13 protein-coding genes and 3 pseudogenes are annotated in these 17,141 nt (G+C 54.5%); 3 read left to right on the top strand and 13 right to left on the bottom strand.

Annotation, left to right across the window (positions count from 1 at the left end):
• Positions 1-16: 16 nt before the first annotated feature.
• Complete coding sequence (locus ACKFRT_RS04000; RefSeq protein ID WP_408925825.1) at positions 17-430, bottom strand: hypothetical protein; 414 nt, start codon at positions 428-430, stop codon at positions 17-19.
• A 211-nt stretch (positions 431-641) separates the two neighbouring features.
• The gene (locus ACKFRT_RS03995) at positions 642-1,565 is read right to left on the bottom strand and encodes a hypothetical protein (protein WP_408925824.1); all 924 of its coding nucleotides are present in this window, start codon (positions 1,563-1,565) and stop codon (positions 642-644) included.
• A 311-nt stretch (positions 1,566-1,876) separates the two neighbouring features.
• Between ACKFRT_RS03995 and ACKFRT_RS03990 the strand changes: the two genes are divergently transcribed.
• Positions 1,877-2,002 carry a hypothetical protein gene (locus tag ACKFRT_RS03990; protein WP_408925823.1) on the top strand — a complete coding sequence of 42 codons (126 nt, stop codon included), beginning with the start codon at positions 1,877-1,879 and terminating at the stop codon, positions 2,000-2,002.
• Positions 2,003-2,111: 109 nt separating this feature from the next.
• Positions 2,112-2,504: pseudogene (locus ACKFRT_RS03985) on the top strand (transposase); the annotation flags it as partial.
• 336 nt (positions 2,505-2,840) lie between these two features.
• On the opposite strand, the gene ACKFRT_RS03980 reads toward ACKFRT_RS03985, so the two are convergent.
• Complete coding sequence (locus ACKFRT_RS03980; RefSeq protein ID WP_408925822.1) at positions 2,841-3,269, bottom strand: hypothetical protein; 429 nt, start codon at positions 3,267-3,269, stop codon at positions 2,841-2,843.
• 268 nt (positions 3,270-3,537) lie between these two features.
• Positions 3,538-4,050, bottom strand: a complete 513-nt coding sequence (locus tag ACKFRT_RS03975) for an RHS repeat-associated core domain-containing protein (RefSeq protein ID WP_408925821.1) — start codon at positions 4,048-4,050, stop codon at positions 3,538-3,540.
• On the opposite strand from ACKFRT_RS03975, the gene ACKFRT_RS03970 reads away from it, so the two are divergent.
• Positions 4,049-5,283, top strand: a protein-coding gene (locus tag ACKFRT_RS03970) for an IS3 family transposase (RefSeq protein WP_408925820.1) whose coding sequence is annotated in 2 segments (ribosomal slippage) — positions 4,049-4,340 and positions 4,340-5,283 — 1,236 coding nt in all. Because the reading frame shifts where the segments join, the coding sequence is not laid out codon by codon here. The genes ACKFRT_RS03975 and ACKFRT_RS03970 overlap by 2 nt on opposite strands.
• 308 nt (positions 5,284-5,591) lie before the next feature.
• Here ACKFRT_RS03970 and ACKFRT_RS03965 read toward each other — a convergent pair.
• The 9 genes and pseudogenes from ACKFRT_RS03965 to ACKFRT_RS03925 all read right to left on the bottom strand — a co-directional run bounded on the left by ACKFRT_RS03965 (position 5,592) and on the right by ACKFRT_RS03925 (position 17,078).
• A complete protein-coding gene (locus ACKFRT_RS03965; protein ID WP_408925819.1) occupies positions 5,592-5,990 on the bottom strand; it encodes a hypothetical protein in 399 nt (132 codons plus the stop codon).
• 3 nt (positions 5,991-5,993) lie between these two features.
• The gene (locus ACKFRT_RS03960) at positions 5,994-6,662 is read right to left on the bottom strand and encodes a hypothetical protein (protein ID WP_239202837.1); all 669 of its coding nucleotides are present in this window, start codon (positions 6,660-6,662) and stop codon (positions 5,994-5,996) included.
• Between the two features lie 16 nt (positions 6,663-6,678).
• Positions 6,679-9,936, bottom strand: a complete 3,258-nt coding sequence (locus tag ACKFRT_RS03955; protein WP_408925818.1) for an RHS repeat-associated core domain-containing protein — start codon at positions 9,934-9,936, stop codon at positions 6,679-6,681.
• A gap of 328 nt (positions 9,937-10,264) precedes the next feature.
• Positions 10,265-10,696: a hypothetical protein gene (locus ACKFRT_RS03950; RefSeq protein WP_155269875.1), complete on the bottom strand. Its 432-nt coding sequence runs from the start codon at positions 10,694-10,696 to the stop codon at positions 10,265-10,267.
• Positions 10,697-10,709: 13 nt separating this feature from the next.
• Positions 10,710-10,877 (bottom strand): annotated as a pseudogene (locus tag ACKFRT_RS03945) (NucA/NucB deoxyribonuclease domain-containing protein); the annotation flags it as partial.
• A 101-nt stretch (positions 10,878-10,978) separates the two neighbouring features.
• Positions 10,979-11,281, bottom strand: coding sequence for an RHS repeat-associated core domain-containing protein (locus ACKFRT_RS03940; RefSeq protein WP_080716049.1), 303 nt, complete (start codon positions 11,279-11,281; stop codon positions 10,979-10,981).
• A gap of 1,002 nt (positions 11,282-12,283) precedes the next feature.
• Positions 12,284-13,300 (bottom strand): hypothetical protein, encoded by a 1,017-nt coding sequence (locus ACKFRT_RS03935; protein WP_155269874.1) that lies wholly within the window; start codon positions 13,298-13,300, stop codon positions 12,284-12,286.
• Between the two features lie 10 nt (positions 13,301-13,310).
• Entirely contained in the window at positions 13,311-15,629 is a 2,319-nt protein-coding gene (locus ACKFRT_RS03930) for an RHS repeat-associated core domain-containing protein (RefSeq protein ID WP_408925817.1), read from the bottom strand.
• A gap of 225 nt (positions 15,630-15,854) precedes the next feature.
• Positions 15,855-17,078, bottom strand: a pseudogene (locus ACKFRT_RS03925) (IS3 family transposase).
• Positions 17,079-17,141: the final 63 nt, after the last annotated feature.

Here is a 17,141-nt window from a genome sequence, read left to right as displayed (position 1 = left end):
GTCCGATTGCTCACTACTATTCGCGTTCAAGCGGCGGGGCGGGAATGTCTAACGCCTGGCACCATTCGATAAGTAGGTCGGTGCCGGACTGACGTGGGTGGGTGTAAGTCGGTTCGTGTGCGTCTGGGCCGGCGTAGTACGTGGTGAGGAAATTACGGATGTTCTCACTGCGAGTGGGGTAGAGGCTGGTAAAGAAGCTGACGAACGCGTCCTTGTCAGGTACTGGCAGTTCTTCCGCAGGCACGTCGTAGACGTGGGAGGGGTTGGTGCCGAAGAAGTATTCAGATTTGGTTCCATCCGCGGATTTGGTGGTGATGAAGGCGAGGAACGTCTCCGCGATGCTAAACATCCACTTGTCCGCGGGGTCAAGTCCAGGGTCGCCGAGGCGCCATTCGTTATCGACAAATTCCCAGCCAGCGAAGTATGCCATGGTTCGGTCATCCTCTCGTAATTCTTGTGGTATCACACGTGGGAATGGTGGCTAACTTCCCTCGGCGCTGGGCGTATTTCCGCGGCCCAGCAGGACACAGTCTGTGCTAATTCAATTTCCCGACAGCAACGCTGACTTCAAGTTTTAATTATGTTTCGGAATACGTGCCACTCATGACAAGTCTATATAACATGCCCGAGGGTCGTCACTTCTAGAACGATTCCGGGAGTAGCCCGACGTCGTCGTAGATCTGGGTGATTCCTGGTCGGACTCGGTCTAGTTGGTTGGTGGGGTGGAGTTCGTAGAGGAATCGGCTGCCGCGGGGCCAGCGGTCTTTGATCCAGTAGGACGATTCTTTTTCTCGTTTGAGGATGCTCAAAAGTGTCAGTGCGGCGATGTGGATGTTCCGGTCGCAGCTGTGCTTTGCGGCGTTGGCGGCATCGGAAAGCTGTACTTCGTGGCGTTGCCAGTCGGGGAGGATGAAGGGGGATAGTTCTTCTGCGTAGGTCACTGAATCCATGTTGACGCCGGGGAATGCGACGTCTTTGAGCGTGGCGCCGCTGATGTCGGTGTCGAGGAGTTGTTGTTCGCCTTTGGTTTGGGCGATGACGCAGTTTTTGATTGTTCCAGTGATGGTGGTGTTGGTGATAAGGGGTGCGTCGTTGGGTTCGGGGACGCCGATGTCGGCGATGGTGAGGTTAAGCAACCTTGAGTCGGCGATGCGTTTTGCTCCGGCTAGCCATTGGTTGGTGCCGGTGCAGGAGTCGATCGTGGAGTGCAGGATTGTGCAATTGCCGAAGATACTCTGGATGTTTGAGGACATGTCGCAGTTAGCAAAATGGCAGTCTGTCAGCGTCGAGCGGAAGAAGTGGAGACCGGGCAGGTGGCCGGCGTGGCAAACGACGTCGTCGATCGCGATGTTGTCAGCGGCCCATTGCTCGATGTGTGCGTGAGATAGGTCGATGTGGGCTGCTGAGTTACGTCGTCGGAGAAGGCGCTCGTCGACTGAAGCAGTCCGCCATTGGAAGCCACGGTAGTCTTGCCGTGCCTCGTGGAGCCCGAATGGTGAAGGCTCAAGAAGTGCATTTTGTTCAGAACTGACGCCGTTCCACCGCTTTACCAATTCCAATGTCATCGTTACTTGACCCTTCCTCGAAATCCATGAATCCACTTTAACCATCGCTCTGGTAGGTCGCCTTATGCATAGACTCCGGTACTCCCTCGACGGAACCATACTTGCGATATGATTGGCCCACGTCTTCTCTGTGGTCATATCCATCCACATTTGGGTTCCTGAATCTGGGAACGTATAGATGACATCCGCACCGGCTTCACCTTGGTGTGCAACCGAAACTTCCAATTTGGTTAGGATTCTGTCGTTCTCAATCCGCTGCTTTGAAGTGTCCCAGGTTTTGTTACGTTTTAGTAGATGGGAAAACCTGGAATATGCCAAGACAGTTTGACCAGGATGCGAAGGACCGTGTGGTCCGTCTTGTCGAGGACCGCATCTTGGCGGAAAACATGTCGATGCACGCCGTGTGCCAGGCACTCGACCCAAAACGTCGGAAATGATCCGGTTCGTCGATGAATACCGGAATCGTTTCTCTGTCGAGTTTATCTGTAAGACGTTGAAGAATAACCGAGCTGGTGGGTTCATCACCTCGCGTGGTTTTCGCCAGTCCAAGGCCCGAACAAACTGTGGGTGGCTGACATCACGTATGTGCGCACGAAGAAAGGCTTTGTGTATGCCGCGTTTGTTACCGATGTTTACTCCCGACGGATCGTTGGGTGGGCGTTATCAGATTCCATGCGCACCGAAGCGTTGCCGCTGCAAGCTCTCAATCAGGCGATCGTGTGTGCTGAAGAAACAACAGGTCTCATTCACCATTCGGATTACGGCTCACAGTATGTCAGCGTTGTCTACAACGAGCGTCTTGCTCAGCATGGGATTGCCGCTTCCACCGGAACTGTCGGGGATTCCTATGACAATGCTCTGGCTGAAAACGTTAATGGTTCCTACAAGAACGAGCTGATCCATACTCGCAGGTGGAATGACGTTGTCGAGGTGGAAATCGAATTTTGGGAGCAGCACCCGCCGCTAGCAATAATAGAAATCAAGGCAAATGCCTAGGAACAAAACTCGGAGCACTTCATCATGTGGTGCTGGTGGCGGATCGTCATCACGATCGGAATGGTTGGTTGTATCAGCCTGGCTACCATCTGACGGAGTTGGCGCAGTCCAATAGGGTGACTGTAGTCAAGGTGGGGCATCGGCGGAGGATTTGCCTCAGGATACGGTGGTTCTACCTGGTGTTGATGCGCATTCCACGAGCCGTTCGAGGATTGTTCCTTCTACAAATCCTGAGGATGTTTCGATGTACCACCGGCTATTGACAAGGGTCTTTGGCGGTTAAGGCTTTGTAGCTAGGGTGTTCAGTTTTTCGATAATAGACTTATCGTCTTCAAATACTCCCCAGCAGTAGACGTAGTTGAAAAAATCGTTGGAATTGAGGGGGCTTGAATCCAAATAACTCGCCATCTCGGTTGCTATTCCCGCTAATTCAAGGCGATCTAGTAGCGCATCTGATTCATTAGTGAGCTCTTCAGAATTCGATTTCTGGTCTATACGGTCTCGTTCTTGAATCGCAATTTCACTGACGCCTTCCAAATTGTCACTATTGAATTTTTGCGTAAATTCCTGTGAATAGAGATCAGAATAGCGATCTACGAACGTTTTCGCATTCGAGTAAAGAAACGTTCGGACATCAGTTTGTGTGCAAGTTTGAAGAATTTTTTCAATTAGGTGATCAAACTTGTGGTGTAGGTTATTGAATGTCATTTTTCTACTTCTCTATTTGAACGGGGTCGGCGAAGAAACAATCCTATCGACAGCATTCTCAGTGAAGACAGTCTCTTGGCAAGATTGACAAACAGGTCTCGAGGCAGCGATGCGTTGATTCTTTGAAGCTCCAATTCTATCTAGAGCCTGTTGCGCGTTTACCTCGGCATGCTGACGGACAGAACCTTCCACCGTAGCTGGAGTGAGATTTGCAAATTCTTGATTTTCTAATGCTTGCCGAACCTCAGGTCTGAAATATGGAGTGCCGTCAGCTCCAGTACGTTCGCTTGAAGCTACTACACTGTGCACTCGACCTGCACTGTCTTCGCCTTGTCCGATCGCGAGTGTGACTCCTCCCTGAGCGTTTTGAAGACATCGTCTCGTGAAGTTGATTGACTTGATGTTGTAGCGGGTCATCTGAATTCTTGAGACCATGCGCCATTAACCCGAGGACGTCTACCCAGAATGCTGCGTGGTCTACGTAGCCTTGTGCTGAGGCTAGTCGTGGGGCGAGTCCGAGTGGGTCTTGGGCGTTGTAGGCGCCAAGGGTGGGGTTGTAGTAGCGGAAGCGGTTGTACGCCCACCCTGATTCGGCATCTTTGTATTGTCCTGCGAATAGTAGTGGGCTGGTGTGTGTTCCGGCCCAGGTGCGTGTGCCGTAGAGGGTTTGTGTGGCTCGTCCGTCGATGGCACCAGTAGTGGTGTTGATGGTTTCTTTGGCGACACGCCTGAAGTGTCCCAGGTTTTGTTCCGTTTGAGTAGATGGGAAAATCTGGAACATGCCAAGAAAATTTGACCAGGATGCCAAGGACCGTGTGGTCCGTCTCGTGGAAGACCGCATCTTGGCGGAAAATATGTCGATGCAAGCCGCGTGCCAGGCAGTAGCCCCAAAGCTGGGCGTCTCGTGGCACACGGCGAGGCAATGGACGCAGGCCGCTCGTCGCGAAGGACGTGTTGTGGAATCAATGCCCGAGGACCTTGCTGCAGAAAACGCACGGTTGCGTCGAGAGAATCAAGAGCTGCGGGACACCAATGAGTTGTTGAAAGCCGCCTCAGCTTTTTTCGCATCCGAACTCGACCCAAAACGTCGGAAATGATCCGATTCATCGATGAGCATCGGAATCGTTTCTCAGTCGAGTTCATCTGCCAGACGTTAAACACGCATCGCGAAGGCGGTTTTCTTAGCTCGCGTGGATACCGCCAATCCAAGGCCCGGGGCTTAAGCTCCCGCGCTTTTCGCGACGCTGCTCTAGTAGAGCGCATTACCGAAGTTCATAAACAAAACTACGGTGTCTACGGGATTCGCAAAATGTGGCGCGTGCTGCGCCGCCAGGGCATTGACATTGGACGCGAGCAAACAGCCCGGCTGATGCGCAGTGCTGGACTGTCCGGCAAGGGCAAAGGTGGGGCTCCAATCACAACGCGCAAACCCAAGGGTCCGGATCATCGCCCTGACTTGGTAAAACGTGAGTTTAAGGCCCCTGGCCCTAATCGGCTGTGGGTGGCGGACATTACCTACGTGCGCACCCGAAAAGGCTTTGTGTACACCGCGTTCGTGACCGATGTATTCTCCCGGAGGATCGTCGGATGGGCGCTGTCCGATTCGATGCGCACCGCAGCCTTGCCGCTGCAGGCGTTGAACCAGGCAATCGTGTGCGCTAAGGAAACAACGGGCTTGATTCACCATTCAGACCACGGCTCACAATATGTGAGCATCGTCTACAACGAGCGCTTGGCTGAGCACGGTATCGCAGCGTCCACTGGGACGGTGGGCGACTCCTATGACAATGCTTTGGCTGAGAACGTCAACGGCTCCTACAAGAATGAGCTGATTCATAGGCGAACGTGGGTCGATGTCGTCGACGTGGAAATCGCGACGTTTGAGTGGGTGAATTGGTGGAACGAGTCAAGGCTCCACCAGAGCCTGGGCTACCGCACGCCGGCTGAAGTCGAAACCGAATTTTGGGAACACCACCCCAGTCGAGAAATAATGGAAATCAAGGCACAAGCCTAGGAACAAAACCCGGGACACTTCACGCCTGCCGAGACCGTCGTAGGTGTAGCGGTAGCCAACACCGGGAGCATCACTTGAGGTAAAGCCGATGGGTTGTTCACCGGTGGCGTAGTAGAAGTGGGCGTGGGGTGTTAACTATTTTTGTGTTCGACGCCTAGCGCATCCTTCATGAGGAGCATCTTCACACTTGAGGCTACCTCATTGAAGTGGGCTTGCTTTCAGGGTTTTTGGGGTGTCTGCGGGAATGCCCGAGTGACGTGTTTTGTCCTCGGGCTTTGATGTAGGAGATTGTTGTGGCCGGCAGTTGGTTAGTGGGTGAGTGTGCTGCCGTCGGGGAAGTGGATGGTGGTGGTGTCACTGACATCAACAAAGGCTAGGCCTAGTTGGGTGGCGATGGTGTGTGCTGTGTTGTGGCCTTCTTCGGCATCGTCCCAGTCGAAGGCGGTGTAGAGGAAGTCGTCGCCGATGGTGTATTCGGTGGTGGGTTCTTCTGCTTCGTCGTCTTCGAAGTCAATGTCGCTGTTGATGTCGGGGAAGTGTGCTGCTAGTTGGGTGTAGCAGTTGGTGATGGCTGGGGTGGAGCCGGTGGTGGTGGAGTAGTTGCGTGGTTGGTCCCATTGGGTGGCTTTGTTGTACCAGTCCATGAATTCTTGATGGGTGGTGGTTGGGACGGTGGTGGGATCGATGATGAGGATGTCGTAGCTCATGGGTTAGGAGTTGTTTCTGTGGGTGTTGATGTAGTTGGCTAGTTGTTCGGTGACGTTGCGGACGTCTTCGTCTGTGGTGGGTTTGTTGGGCATGTCGGCAATGTTTTGGGGGTTGATGACTTTTCGCCAGTCGGTGGTGTCCAGCATGTGTTGTGCTTTGTCCCATTCCTTGAAGTACAGGAGGATAAGCATCTCTGAGAAGCGGAAATTACTTACTTGCCAGTACTGTCCTGTTTCTATGTTGTGGCGGAAGTCAGGCTCGTCAGTGAGTTCAGCTTCAATTTTGGGCAGGGCTGCGCCGAATTGCTTAAAGAATGCCTCCCAATTGGGGCCGGATCCGGATGGTTCGAAAGGCTCATAACCATGGCTATACGCGTCAGTGAATCGTGAAGGTTTTAGTGCGCTTCCCTTCCTCTTTCCAACGGGTTTGCCCATTTTTGAGTTGGGTAGATGAAGGGATGAATGTAGCTTTGCGAGTTGGGGAAAGCGTGCTGTGTAGATGAACCCGGTGTTGTAGAGGCCTGAGGATAGTTTTATGGGGTCGCCGCTAATATTGATTTCCAAGTGGGGTTTGAGTCGTTTGCTCCATGTTGGTTCCTTGGATTTTTCCCTGGTGTAGCCTCTGTCGGCGAACCATGCGTCGGCGTCAGTAAAGAGTTTCGGTGCTGCCATATTTAGTGTTCCTTTTCTATGCGATCCTGTCGAGAAGATTACCCAGCTTAGCCACATCGCTAGGGTTGTCCATATAGAAGGTATGGAATTGGCCCTGCAACAAGTTTCCAGGGTCTTCTCCGAGACCGTCTACCTTTCGTTGAGCTGCTGAGCGCATTTCGACGGCTCCTCCGTCCTTGGCTAGTTCGTTTTGGACAAGCTGTTGACCCTCTGTGAGCTTAGCATTGCCACTCTTGATTTCAACGAAGTGGAATTGCTCTTTGTTGCCCCTGATAATGAAGTCAGCGCGGCTATTCTTCCACTCTCCTTCTCCAAGATTTACGCGGGTGGTGACCTGCTTCGCCCAGTTTTCTTCACCCATTTTTTCACGGATGATTGATTCCGCGTTTGCCTCGAATTTTTCTCCGGCGGCCTTGTTCGCGGAAATATGCGACATTAAGCCGAAGATGTCGACCCAGAATGCTGCGTGGTCGACGTAGCCTTGTGCTGAGGCTAGTCGTGGTGCGAGTCCGAGTGGGTCTTGGGCGTTGTAGGCACCCAGGGTGGGGTTGTAGTAGCGGAACCGGTTGTACGCCCACCCGGATTCCGCATCCTCGTACTGGCCCGCAAACAACAATGGGCTGGTACACCGACCCGCCCACGTACGCTTGCCATACAACGTCTGGGTGGTGTGTCCCTCGACAACACCGGTGGTGGTGTTGATCAGTTCCTGAGGTGCACCGGCTAGGTCGCACACCAGGGCGTAGAACGTCGCATCAACCCGGGCCTGCGACCAACCAGCCGCAGGGTTCACCGGAGTGCCGTTGGTGCCACCGGTGCCACTGGTGCCATTGGTTAGTGCGATCTGGCCGTGTGTCTCACCAGTAGCAGGATCAGTAGTCCACACAAAGCCTTCACCCACACCTGCCGGATCGGTGGCATCGACGGTGGTGGTGACGGCTGCCAGCTGGTTACCGGTGTGGGTGAACACGTCACGGTGGACAACTTCTCCGGTGGTGGTGTTGATCGTGTCTTTGGCGACACGTCGGCCGAGACCATCGTAGACGTAGCGATAGCCAACACCTGGAGCATCACTTGAGCTAAAGCCGATGGGTTGTTCACCGGTGGCGTAGAAGAAGTGATGCACCAACGGTTTCTTACCCAGGCGTTTGGTTGATGTGCGGGTGATACGGCCTGCATTATCGTAGGTGTAGGTAGTCCGGCCGACTTTGACCGGCAGGGTGTTGTGGTAGTCGATGCCCCCTTCAGCAGTAGAGGCCAGCACACCTGCCGGGGTGAAGGAGTAGTTTTCCTGGGCGGAAACCCCAGTGGTAGCAGCACTGCCTGCTCGTGCAGGAGTGTGTGTCGTGGTGTGCGGTGGGGTGGCGCCCTGGTCACTGGGGTTGCTGGGGTTGCTGTTGGTTGGTTGGGGTGTGCGGGTCGCACTGGTAGCACGGCCAATAGCGTCGACAGTGAAGCTGGTGGTACCACGCAGTTGGTCGGTGATGGCAGTGAGGGTGGAGTCTGCTTGCCAGGTGAAGTCACGACCAGCAACAGGGGCTAGCCCGCCAGGTGTTGCCGAATCCAACAGGCTGGTGTGGTCACCGGTGATGCGCCCACGGGCGTCGATGTTGATGGTGCGTACCAGGTTGTTGATGGCGGTGGTGGCGCGGTGGCCGCGGGTGTTGGTGGTGTAGGTCAGCTCGGCAAGCAGGCGGCCTGTGTCGGCGTCATCGGTAGGCAAGCGCAGGGCTGAACCGTCGGTGGTTGCGGTGGTGTGTTGGGTGATGGTGCTGCTGGTGATCTCACCAGCGGCATTGCGTCCATAGCCGGTGGTGATGGTGCCGGCGGTGGGTAGGGTGAGGTGTTCGCCGGTGACCATGCCCGTGGCGGAGAGCTCAATAGTGTGGCGGGTTTCTTCGCCACTGGCCAGGCGTGTGGTTTCGGCGGTGGCTCGGCCGTAGGTATCGCGGGTGTAGGTGATGGTGGCAGCCGGGTTGGTGATGCTGGTCAGGCGGCCGAAGGGATCGTAGTCAAACAGTGTGGTGCCGGAGGCATCCTCAACGCTGGTGGTCAGTCCCAACTGGTTGCGGGTGGTGGTTGTTGTTCCCGCTGGGGTGGTCACATTGGTGGTGAGTCCGTCGGGGCTGGTGGTGTTGGTGGTGACAATACCGTTGTAGTCGGTTTGTTGGGTGATGTCCCCGTCGAGGTCGTAGGTGTAGGTCCAGGTGTGGCCGTCGGCGTTGGTGATGGCCACGGGTTGCATTTGGGTGTTGTAGGTGATGTGGGTGGTCGCACCGGTGGCGTCGGTGGTGGTGGCTGGTTTGTCGAAAACGGTGTAGGTGGTTGTGGTCGTCGCACCCACTTCATTCGTTGACGATAGTTGGTTGCCTTCGCCGTCGTAGGTGGCGGTGAGGGTGGTGCCATCGGGGTGGGTGAGTGTGGTGGGCCAGCCTTCGGGGGTGTAGTCGATACGGGTGGTGTTGCCGTCTGGGTCGAGGGTGTCGGTGATAAGTCCTTGGATGTTGAGGGTGTGGCTGGTGCGGCGGCCGGCGGGGTCGGTGATGGCGATGGTGCGGCCGGCGTTATCACAGTCGATGTGGGTGGTCGCCCCATCGGGGGTGGTGATGCTGGCAGGGGTGATGCCGGAGACGCGGTAGTCGTAGGTGTAGCAGGTGGTGGCTCCGTCGGCGGTGGTGACCGCGGTGGTCATGCCGAAGGCGTCGACTTGGTAGTCGGTGGTGTGTCCGTCGCGGCCGGTGATGCGTACGGGCATGCCCCAGGTGCCGGGTTCGATGGTTGTGGTGGTCCCGTCGGGGTAGGTGGTGTTGACGATGAGGTCGTTGTCGTCGTAGGTGTAGCTGGTGGTGGCACCGGTTGTGTTGGTGATGGTGGCTGGGAGGTGGTGGTTGGTGTAGGTGGTGTCTTGGATTGCGCCTTCGGGGGTGATGATGCGCCAGACGTCGCCGGAGGCGGTGGCGCGGTAGACGGTGGGGCGGATGTCGCCGAGGAGGTCGTCGGTCAGCCAGTCGGTGGGGATGGTCCAGTTGGTGGTGTTGCGGTTGGTGGTGCGGCCGCGGCCGGTGAGTCCTGCTTCGTGGAGTCCGCCGTTGAGGAGGGCTTGGTAGAGGGGGAGGTGGTGGAGGCGGTCGAGGTAGGTGTCAACGACGCTGTCGCCGGTGTCTAGGGGGTTTCCGGTGAAGTCGCCGGCGGTTTCGATGAGTACGCAGACGGTGCCGCCGGTGGGTGCGTCGTCGCCGGTGTCGTCGCCCCAGTAGAGGATGTTGGGGAACATGCCACCGGTGCCGACTTGGGCGGTGACACGGCCGTGGTCATCGTAGCGGTAGTGGTACGCAGCGCCGTTCCGGCCGGTTGATTGGTTTCCAGGTTGTCGAGGAAGTAGCCGTTGGGTGTGTGCCCTGCTTGTTTTATGACGCCGACTGCTTCCTTGGGCATGGTGTCCACGGCGGCGAACAGGGTGGTCTTACCATCGAGTTCTGCGAGGTGGAATACACCAGTTCTAGGTACGAAGGGTACTCTGACAAGCCTAGTCGAATAAATGGACGGAATGTATCCGGAAAAATCCTCGACTTTGGGAACTCAAAGTGGTAAGGACACTTGCATCAAAGCGAGCTTGGTCGTAGTTCAATTTGATGAGGTGCTGGATTTCCATCTGCATCATTCACCCAGTCCAATACATAAATTTGGACGTCTGTGTCTCCTGTCCATGGTATCGGAAGATAATGTCCTACGTTTGCTCTTTTCAATTCGATTTGATTATTCCCATCGAGCTCTACGATGTCTGAAATCAAGAGTCCTCGTTCGTCAACGTCAAGCTGTTTGTGGAAATCGGGGTGTTCTATACACCGAGGTTCGTCAATAAGAATTGTAGTCTTGAAGGTTGATGAAGAGTCGGGCGACCCGATTAAGAATGCATTGGTTGCGTTCGCAAAGGTGAATGATTTGTTCCAAGTTGGTTCGCCCATATTCTCTGGGTTAGATCCCCAAAATCCTAGTACAAAATCGCTGGCTTGTAACATAGCGTGATAGATCATTTATTTAGCACTTCTAGTCCAAGATAGGATTGATTTGAATCCAATTTCCACGTTTAACGTTATTTGTTGTGAGAAATGACTTGAATTGGCTTCCCTGAGAGCGTTGAGCGGCAATCGAAAAGCCGTTGGGGTGGGAACCTGTGCCGCCTTGGGCGGTGGCAGCAAACGGATATTCGTCCGGGGCTTCCGCGAGACCTTTCCCAGCCCTTCATTGCATCATATCGATTGGCTGCGGCTGCCTCGTTGAATCCATATATTGGTTTGTGTCAGGATGGCCTTTTCTTAACTGGCTGGGGTCCATAACGCCGTTTTCACAGCGGAGCTTGCTGCGGAGCCGGCCTTGTTGATTTCAGCGATTTCTGAAAGTACTTGACTTCGGACATCTCTCCTTTTGCTGTGTGCCATCAACCCAAGCACATCGACCCAGAATGCTGCGTGGTCGACATACCCTTGTGCGGAGGCCAACCTGGGGGCGAGTCCGAGTGGGGCTTGGGCGTTGTAGGCGCCAAGAGTGGGGTTGTAGTAGCGGAAGCGATTGTACGCCCACCCGGATTCGGCATCCGCGTAATGACCTGCGAACCGCAGTGGTGTTACTGATGGTGCATTTTGGTCATGGAATGGTCAATGCATTGCAAGACGTCAGGGAATGTTGGACGTCACTACGAGTATCAGCCAATGGGCTACAAGGTTTGAATCCGGTTAGCTTGCTGGTGGAGTGATCGGACGCCATGCTCGATCGTGAAGCGCGGATGGGCTTGAAAGCCTCAGTCGGTTCGTTGAAATTTGGCAAGAAGTCGTTCGCTAGCGAAATCCGAAGCTAGATGTGAGCTACTTTTGGCGCCAACGTCAACACTCATGGTCCGGAAATATTGAATTCTAAGAATGACGGGACAAAGAATCCGTTATCATCCTCAAGAAAACTAGGGATTTGGACTACTGATACCAGGGCATTGCCTGACCAAGGGGACAATGTGTCGATGCTGGCACGATCGGTGGACGTTCCAAATGATCACAAGAGTCCTTGAGCCCAAACGATTCGTCGCGTGCCTCAACTCCATGAGAGCAGAATGTCTATGGGGAAATTGGGGTAGGTTTTGCGACATGAAAACTAGCGAAAAATACTCCCGCAGAAAATAAAAATTCCTTTAGTGTTGATCATCACATGTTGACTTTCGATGAAGGGCTTTGCATTGGGCTGCCAAAGTATCTGATAATTGTGATTTGTTTAATTCTAGGATGGAAACCTACCTCCTCGCTTGGTGTTACGGCTCCTAAGTGGAAGGCTAAAGGTTAGCGAAGGTTCCGAAATTTTCATACCCGGATTTGAGCTGACTACCTCGATACTTATATGGCATAATCAAACCGCCATATTGGTAGAATAGGTTTTGGAACTAACCTAAGTTTCAGTCATTTCGTAAGGGCTTGGGTTGAGTCAGTTTGTTGAAGCCCGGACCCAGTCCAAGAACTATTGAATATAGAGTATGGCTCTCAGAAGGAATGCTCAGAACGCCAGGGTAGGGTAATAAGAAAGGCTAAGTATCAAGACTATGCATTTTTAATTCGCGAAGGTCTCTATTGGGGCAATGATTAAAATTCCGGTTCAAACCCTACGGATTTAGCGTATTTCATGATAGATGCCAACTCGTTCAAATTGCAAAGCTTTACGATTGCGAGCCGTAGTAAGCTGCTGATAGTCTTCTGATCACTGATGAATGAGGCCCCTTGTCCATCTGGGGAGCTTTTCCATGCAAGAGGATCGGATTCATCTTGCGAAATAAGCTTGAGAATTCCGTCAAGGAAGAACCCATTCGCGGTGAAGCCATGCTTCGCGATGATTCTGTCTATTTCCGATCCTTCGACTATTTCAAGACGAAGTTCATGTTCTCCATCCAAAGCTCCATGAGATTCGTCGAAGGCTTGATGTTGAATAGTGAGCCCCTGAGGAGTTTGATTTGGGCTTGCTGAGGCTATCTTCAAATTCTTTATTGGGCGGGGGATTTTGGGAACGGGAAGGTTGAGCTCCCAGCATCTATATTGCTCAAGCCAGAGGTCAAGCTGGCTTAGGCCGACGATGTCCCACGGTACGGCAATTAAGTTTCTCTCGTTAGATCTTGCCTGTTCATAGGATTGACCGTCAATCCATTTTTTTAGGTTCCAATCAGTTCTATCGATTTCCCTGGGCGGGCAGTTTTCGGGAATATTTGAATGAAGAATTGTCGGAATGAAAAGTCCGAGGTCAGGTCGAAATTGCTCATCCTCAGCCAGCTCCACTGTTGCGTTTGAAAGGTCATCGATCTTGTCTGTTGATTCGTTTGGGAAGTAGGTAAATGCTGACCCTTTGGAAAACACAGTGTTGTTTATCTTGAATGGAGGGACAATCCAATCTTGCGCTTGGTCAGTTTCATGCTTGGCGCCCTGTATACCCAAAGCTTTTAGATTTTGTTTTGTCTTAGGGATAGAAATTAGGGAGCAGGGTTGTTTTAGATACCCATGCTGATGTCGCAAAACAGAAAGTCTCCCCCGTTCTAGGTGTAGGTAGAGCGTTATGGGAGCTTTAACAGGGATTGCTTTGTTCTGAGGATCAGATTCTAAGAGGTATGACATAGCTTGCGTCCTAAAGCGCATCAGAGATTATGGCACCGTTGTCTACCATATGCTGAGCCCAAGTCAGGGCTCCATTTTTAATCCGTTGACGGTTCGTAGTTGAGGTACCGATTTCATTTCTAGCATTAGAAAGATTGTGAAGCCCATTGTGCTCAATGCTGAGCTGTTCAAAGGCACGGCACTGGCGTCTGTTAAAGGAATCTGCGCCATTGCTTAGCTTCGAGGCATCTACTGATGCAGGTTGCATTCTTGATTCAACGCCTAGTGCATTGAATCGATCTGCATGGTTGTTTGCTCGAGATGCAAGATCATTTGTCATGCCAGAGTAGGCAGTCGGTCCAGTAATCGGATTTTCATACGTGTAAAAGGCAGCGTCTGAGCTGTTCCAGAGCGACGGTTTAGCTCCGGCTTTCCCAGCATCGCGAGTAGGTACGCCATTGAGCCAGTCACGTACGAGTGGAATGTCTGTTTCGGGAACCCCAGCGATACGTAGTTCATTTGTAGAGACTACGTGGCTTGCCAACCCGAGAACATCAACCCAGAATGCTGCGTGGTCAACATACCCCTGGGCTGATGCGAGTCGTGGGGCAAGCCCGAGTGGGTCTTGAGCGTTGTAGGCACCCAGGGTGGGGTTGTAGTAGCGGAAGCGGTTGTACGACCACCCGGATTCAACATCCTCATACTGACCGGCAAACAACAATGGGCTGGTACACCGACCCGCCCACGTACGCTTGCCATACAACGTCTGGGTGGTGTGTCCCTCGACAACACCGGTGGTGGTGTTGATCAGTTCCTGTGGTGAACCGGCTAGGTCGCACACTAGGGCGTAGAACGTCGCATCAACCCGGGCCTGGGACCAACCAGCGGCAGGATTAGCCGGAGTGTCGTTGGTGTCACTAGTGCCACCGGTGCCATTGGTGCTACTGGTTAGTGCGATCTGGCCGTGTGTCTCACCAGTAGCAGGATCAGTAGTCCACACAAAGCCTTCACCCACACCTGCCGGATCGGTGGCATCGACGGTGGTGGTGACGGCTGCCAGCTGGTTACCGGTGTGGGTGAACACGTCACGGTGGACAACTTCTCCGGTGGTGGTGTTGATCGTGTCTTTGGCGACACGTCGGCCGAGACCATCGTAGACGTAGCGATAGCCAACACCTGGAGCATCACTTGAGCTAAAGCCGATGGGTTGTTCACCGGTGGCGTAGAAGAAGTGATGCACCAACGGTTTCTTACCCAGGCGTTTGGTTGATGTGCGGGTGATACGGCCTGCATTATCGTAGGTGTAGGTAGTCCGGCCGACTTTGACCGGCAGGGTGTTGTGGTAGTCGATGCCCCCTTCAGCAGTAGAGGCCAGCACACCTGCCGGGGTGAAGGAGTAGTTTTCCTGGGCGGAAACCCCAGTGGTAGCAGCACTGCCTGCTCGTGCAGGAGTGTGTGTCGTGGTGTGCGGTGGGGTGGCGCCCTGGTCACTGGGGTTGCTGGGGTTGCTGTTGGTTGGTTGGGGTGTGCGGGTCGCACTGGTAGCACGGCCAATAGCGTCGACAGTGAAGCTGGTGGTACCACGCAGTTGGTCGGTGATGGCAGTGAGGGTGGAGTCTGCTTGCCAGGTGAAGTCACGACCAGCAACAGGGGCTAGCCCGCCAGGTGTTGCCGAATCCAACAGGCTGGTGTGGTCACTGGTGATGCGCCCACGCGTGTCGATGTTGATGGTGCGTACCAGGTTGTTGATGGCGGTGGTGGCGCGGTGGCCGCGGGTGTTGGTGGTGTAGGTCAGCTCGGCAAGCAGGCGGCCTGTGTCGGCGTCATCGGTAGGCAAGCGCAGGGCTGAACCGTCGGTGGTTGCGGTGGTGTGTTGGGTGATGGTGCTGCTGGTGATCTCACCAGCGGCATTGCGTCCATAGCCGGTGGTGATGGTGTGGTCGGTGGGTAGGGTGAGGTGTTCGCCGGTGACCATGCCCGTGGCGGAGAGCTCAATAGTGTGGCGGGTTTCTTCGCCACTGGCCAGGCGTGTGGTTTCGGCGGTGGCTCGGCCGTAGGTATCGCGGGTGTAGGTGATGGTGGCGGCCGGGTTGGTGATGCTGGTCAGGCGGCCGAAGGGATCGTAGTCAAACAGTGTGGTGCCGGAGGCATCCTCAATGCTGGTGGCAAGGCCTAGTTGGTTGTAGGTGGTGGTTGTTGTTCCCGCTGGGGTGGTCACATTGGTGGTGAGTCCGTCGGGGCTGGTGGTGTTGGTGGTGACGATGCCGTTGTAGTCGGTTTGTTGGGTGATGTTCCCGTCGAGGTTGTAGGTGTAGGTCCAGGTGTGGCCGTCGGCGTTGGTGATGGCCACGGGTTGCATTTGGGTGTTGTAGGTGATGTGGGTGGTCGCGCCGGTGGCGTCGGTGGTGGTGGCTGGTTTGTCGAAGACGGTGTAGGTGGTTGTGGTGGTGGCTCCGGTTTCGTTGGTGGTGGTCAGTTGGTTGCCTTCGCCGTCGTAGGTGGCGGTGAGGCTGGTGCCATCAGGGTGGGTGAGTGTGGTGGGCCAGCCCTTGAAGCGTCCTGGTTTTCGTTCCGCTTATTTAACGCCCAACGTTTGAGCGCCTGATCGTTGATAGTAGGCGTCCTCCATCTCCTGTGGAGTGATATATCCCAGGGATTGATGAAGTCGCTGGTTGTTCCACCAGTGCACCCAGCGAAGGGTAGCGATCTCGACTTCACCGACCGATGTCCACGGCCGGTGGGGATAAATCAGCTCTGTTTTGTAGAGCCCGTTGACCGTTTCAGCCAACGCGTTGTCATAGGAGTCGCCAACGGTGCCGACAGATGGATCGACACCCGCCAAGGCGAGCGCTTCACCGTAAAAGGATCGACACATATTGCGAGCCGCGGTCACTGTGGTGGACAAGCCCTTCTGAGCGAAGATCACCAGCGTGATACAGGGCGTGCTCAAAGGCCTCCAGCGGAAGTTCATCGGTACGCATGCTCGCCCGAGTCGCCACACCGACGATCTTCCTGGAGTACACATCGGTGATAAACGCGGTGTAGGCAAAACCAGACAAGGTGCGCACATAGGTGATGTCAGCAACCCACAACCGGTGCGGTGCGGAGGCAGTGAAGTCACGGTTGACCAGGTCAGGGCGGCCATCCGGCACGTTGGCCCGAAGCGTTGTCATCGGTGTGCGGCCACGCCTGCGGCCTTGAATGCCAGCTTGCTTCATCAAACGCGCAGTCTGATCACGACCGATGTTCCAGCCGGCGCGCTGCATAGCCTTCCACATCTTGCGGACCCCGTAAACGCTGAAGTTGTCCTCGTAGACCCTCCCAATTCAGGAATGAGCAGCGCATCCGACAAACTCCTCGCCGACGGCGCTCGTGTTTTCGCTGCTCGGTAGCCACGAGAGGTGATGATCCCACATTCTGTGTCTTACAGATGAACTCGACTGAGAAACGATTCCGGTATTCATCGATGAACCGGATCATTTCCGATGTTTTGGGTCGATTTCCGACGCGAAAAAAGCTGAGGCAGCCTTTAGCAGCTCATTAGTGTCACGGAGCTCTTGATCTTCACGGCGTAGCCTCGCGTTTTCCGCGACCAAGTCTTCAGACACAGGTTCTGGGATGTTTCCCGCACGACGGGCCTGCTGGGGGGTCTATTGACGAGCCGTGTGCCATGAACCCCCCCTACCTTTGGAGCAACTGCCTGGCACGCGGCTTGCATCGACATATTTTCCGCCAAGATGCGGTCCTCGACAAGACGGACCATACGGTCTTTCGCATCCTGGTCAAATTTTCTTGGTATATTCCAGATTTTCTCACCTACTCAAACGGAACAAAATCTGAAACACTTCACTGAGCTAGTTGG

The sequence above is a fragment of the Corynebacterium jamesii genome, from assembly GCF_046097395.1.
In the GTDB taxonomy this organism is placed as follows: Bacteria; Actinomycetota; Actinomycetes; order Mycobacteriales; family Mycobacteriaceae; genus Corynebacterium.
This window is presented reverse-complemented; position numbering and strand designations above follow the sequence as displayed.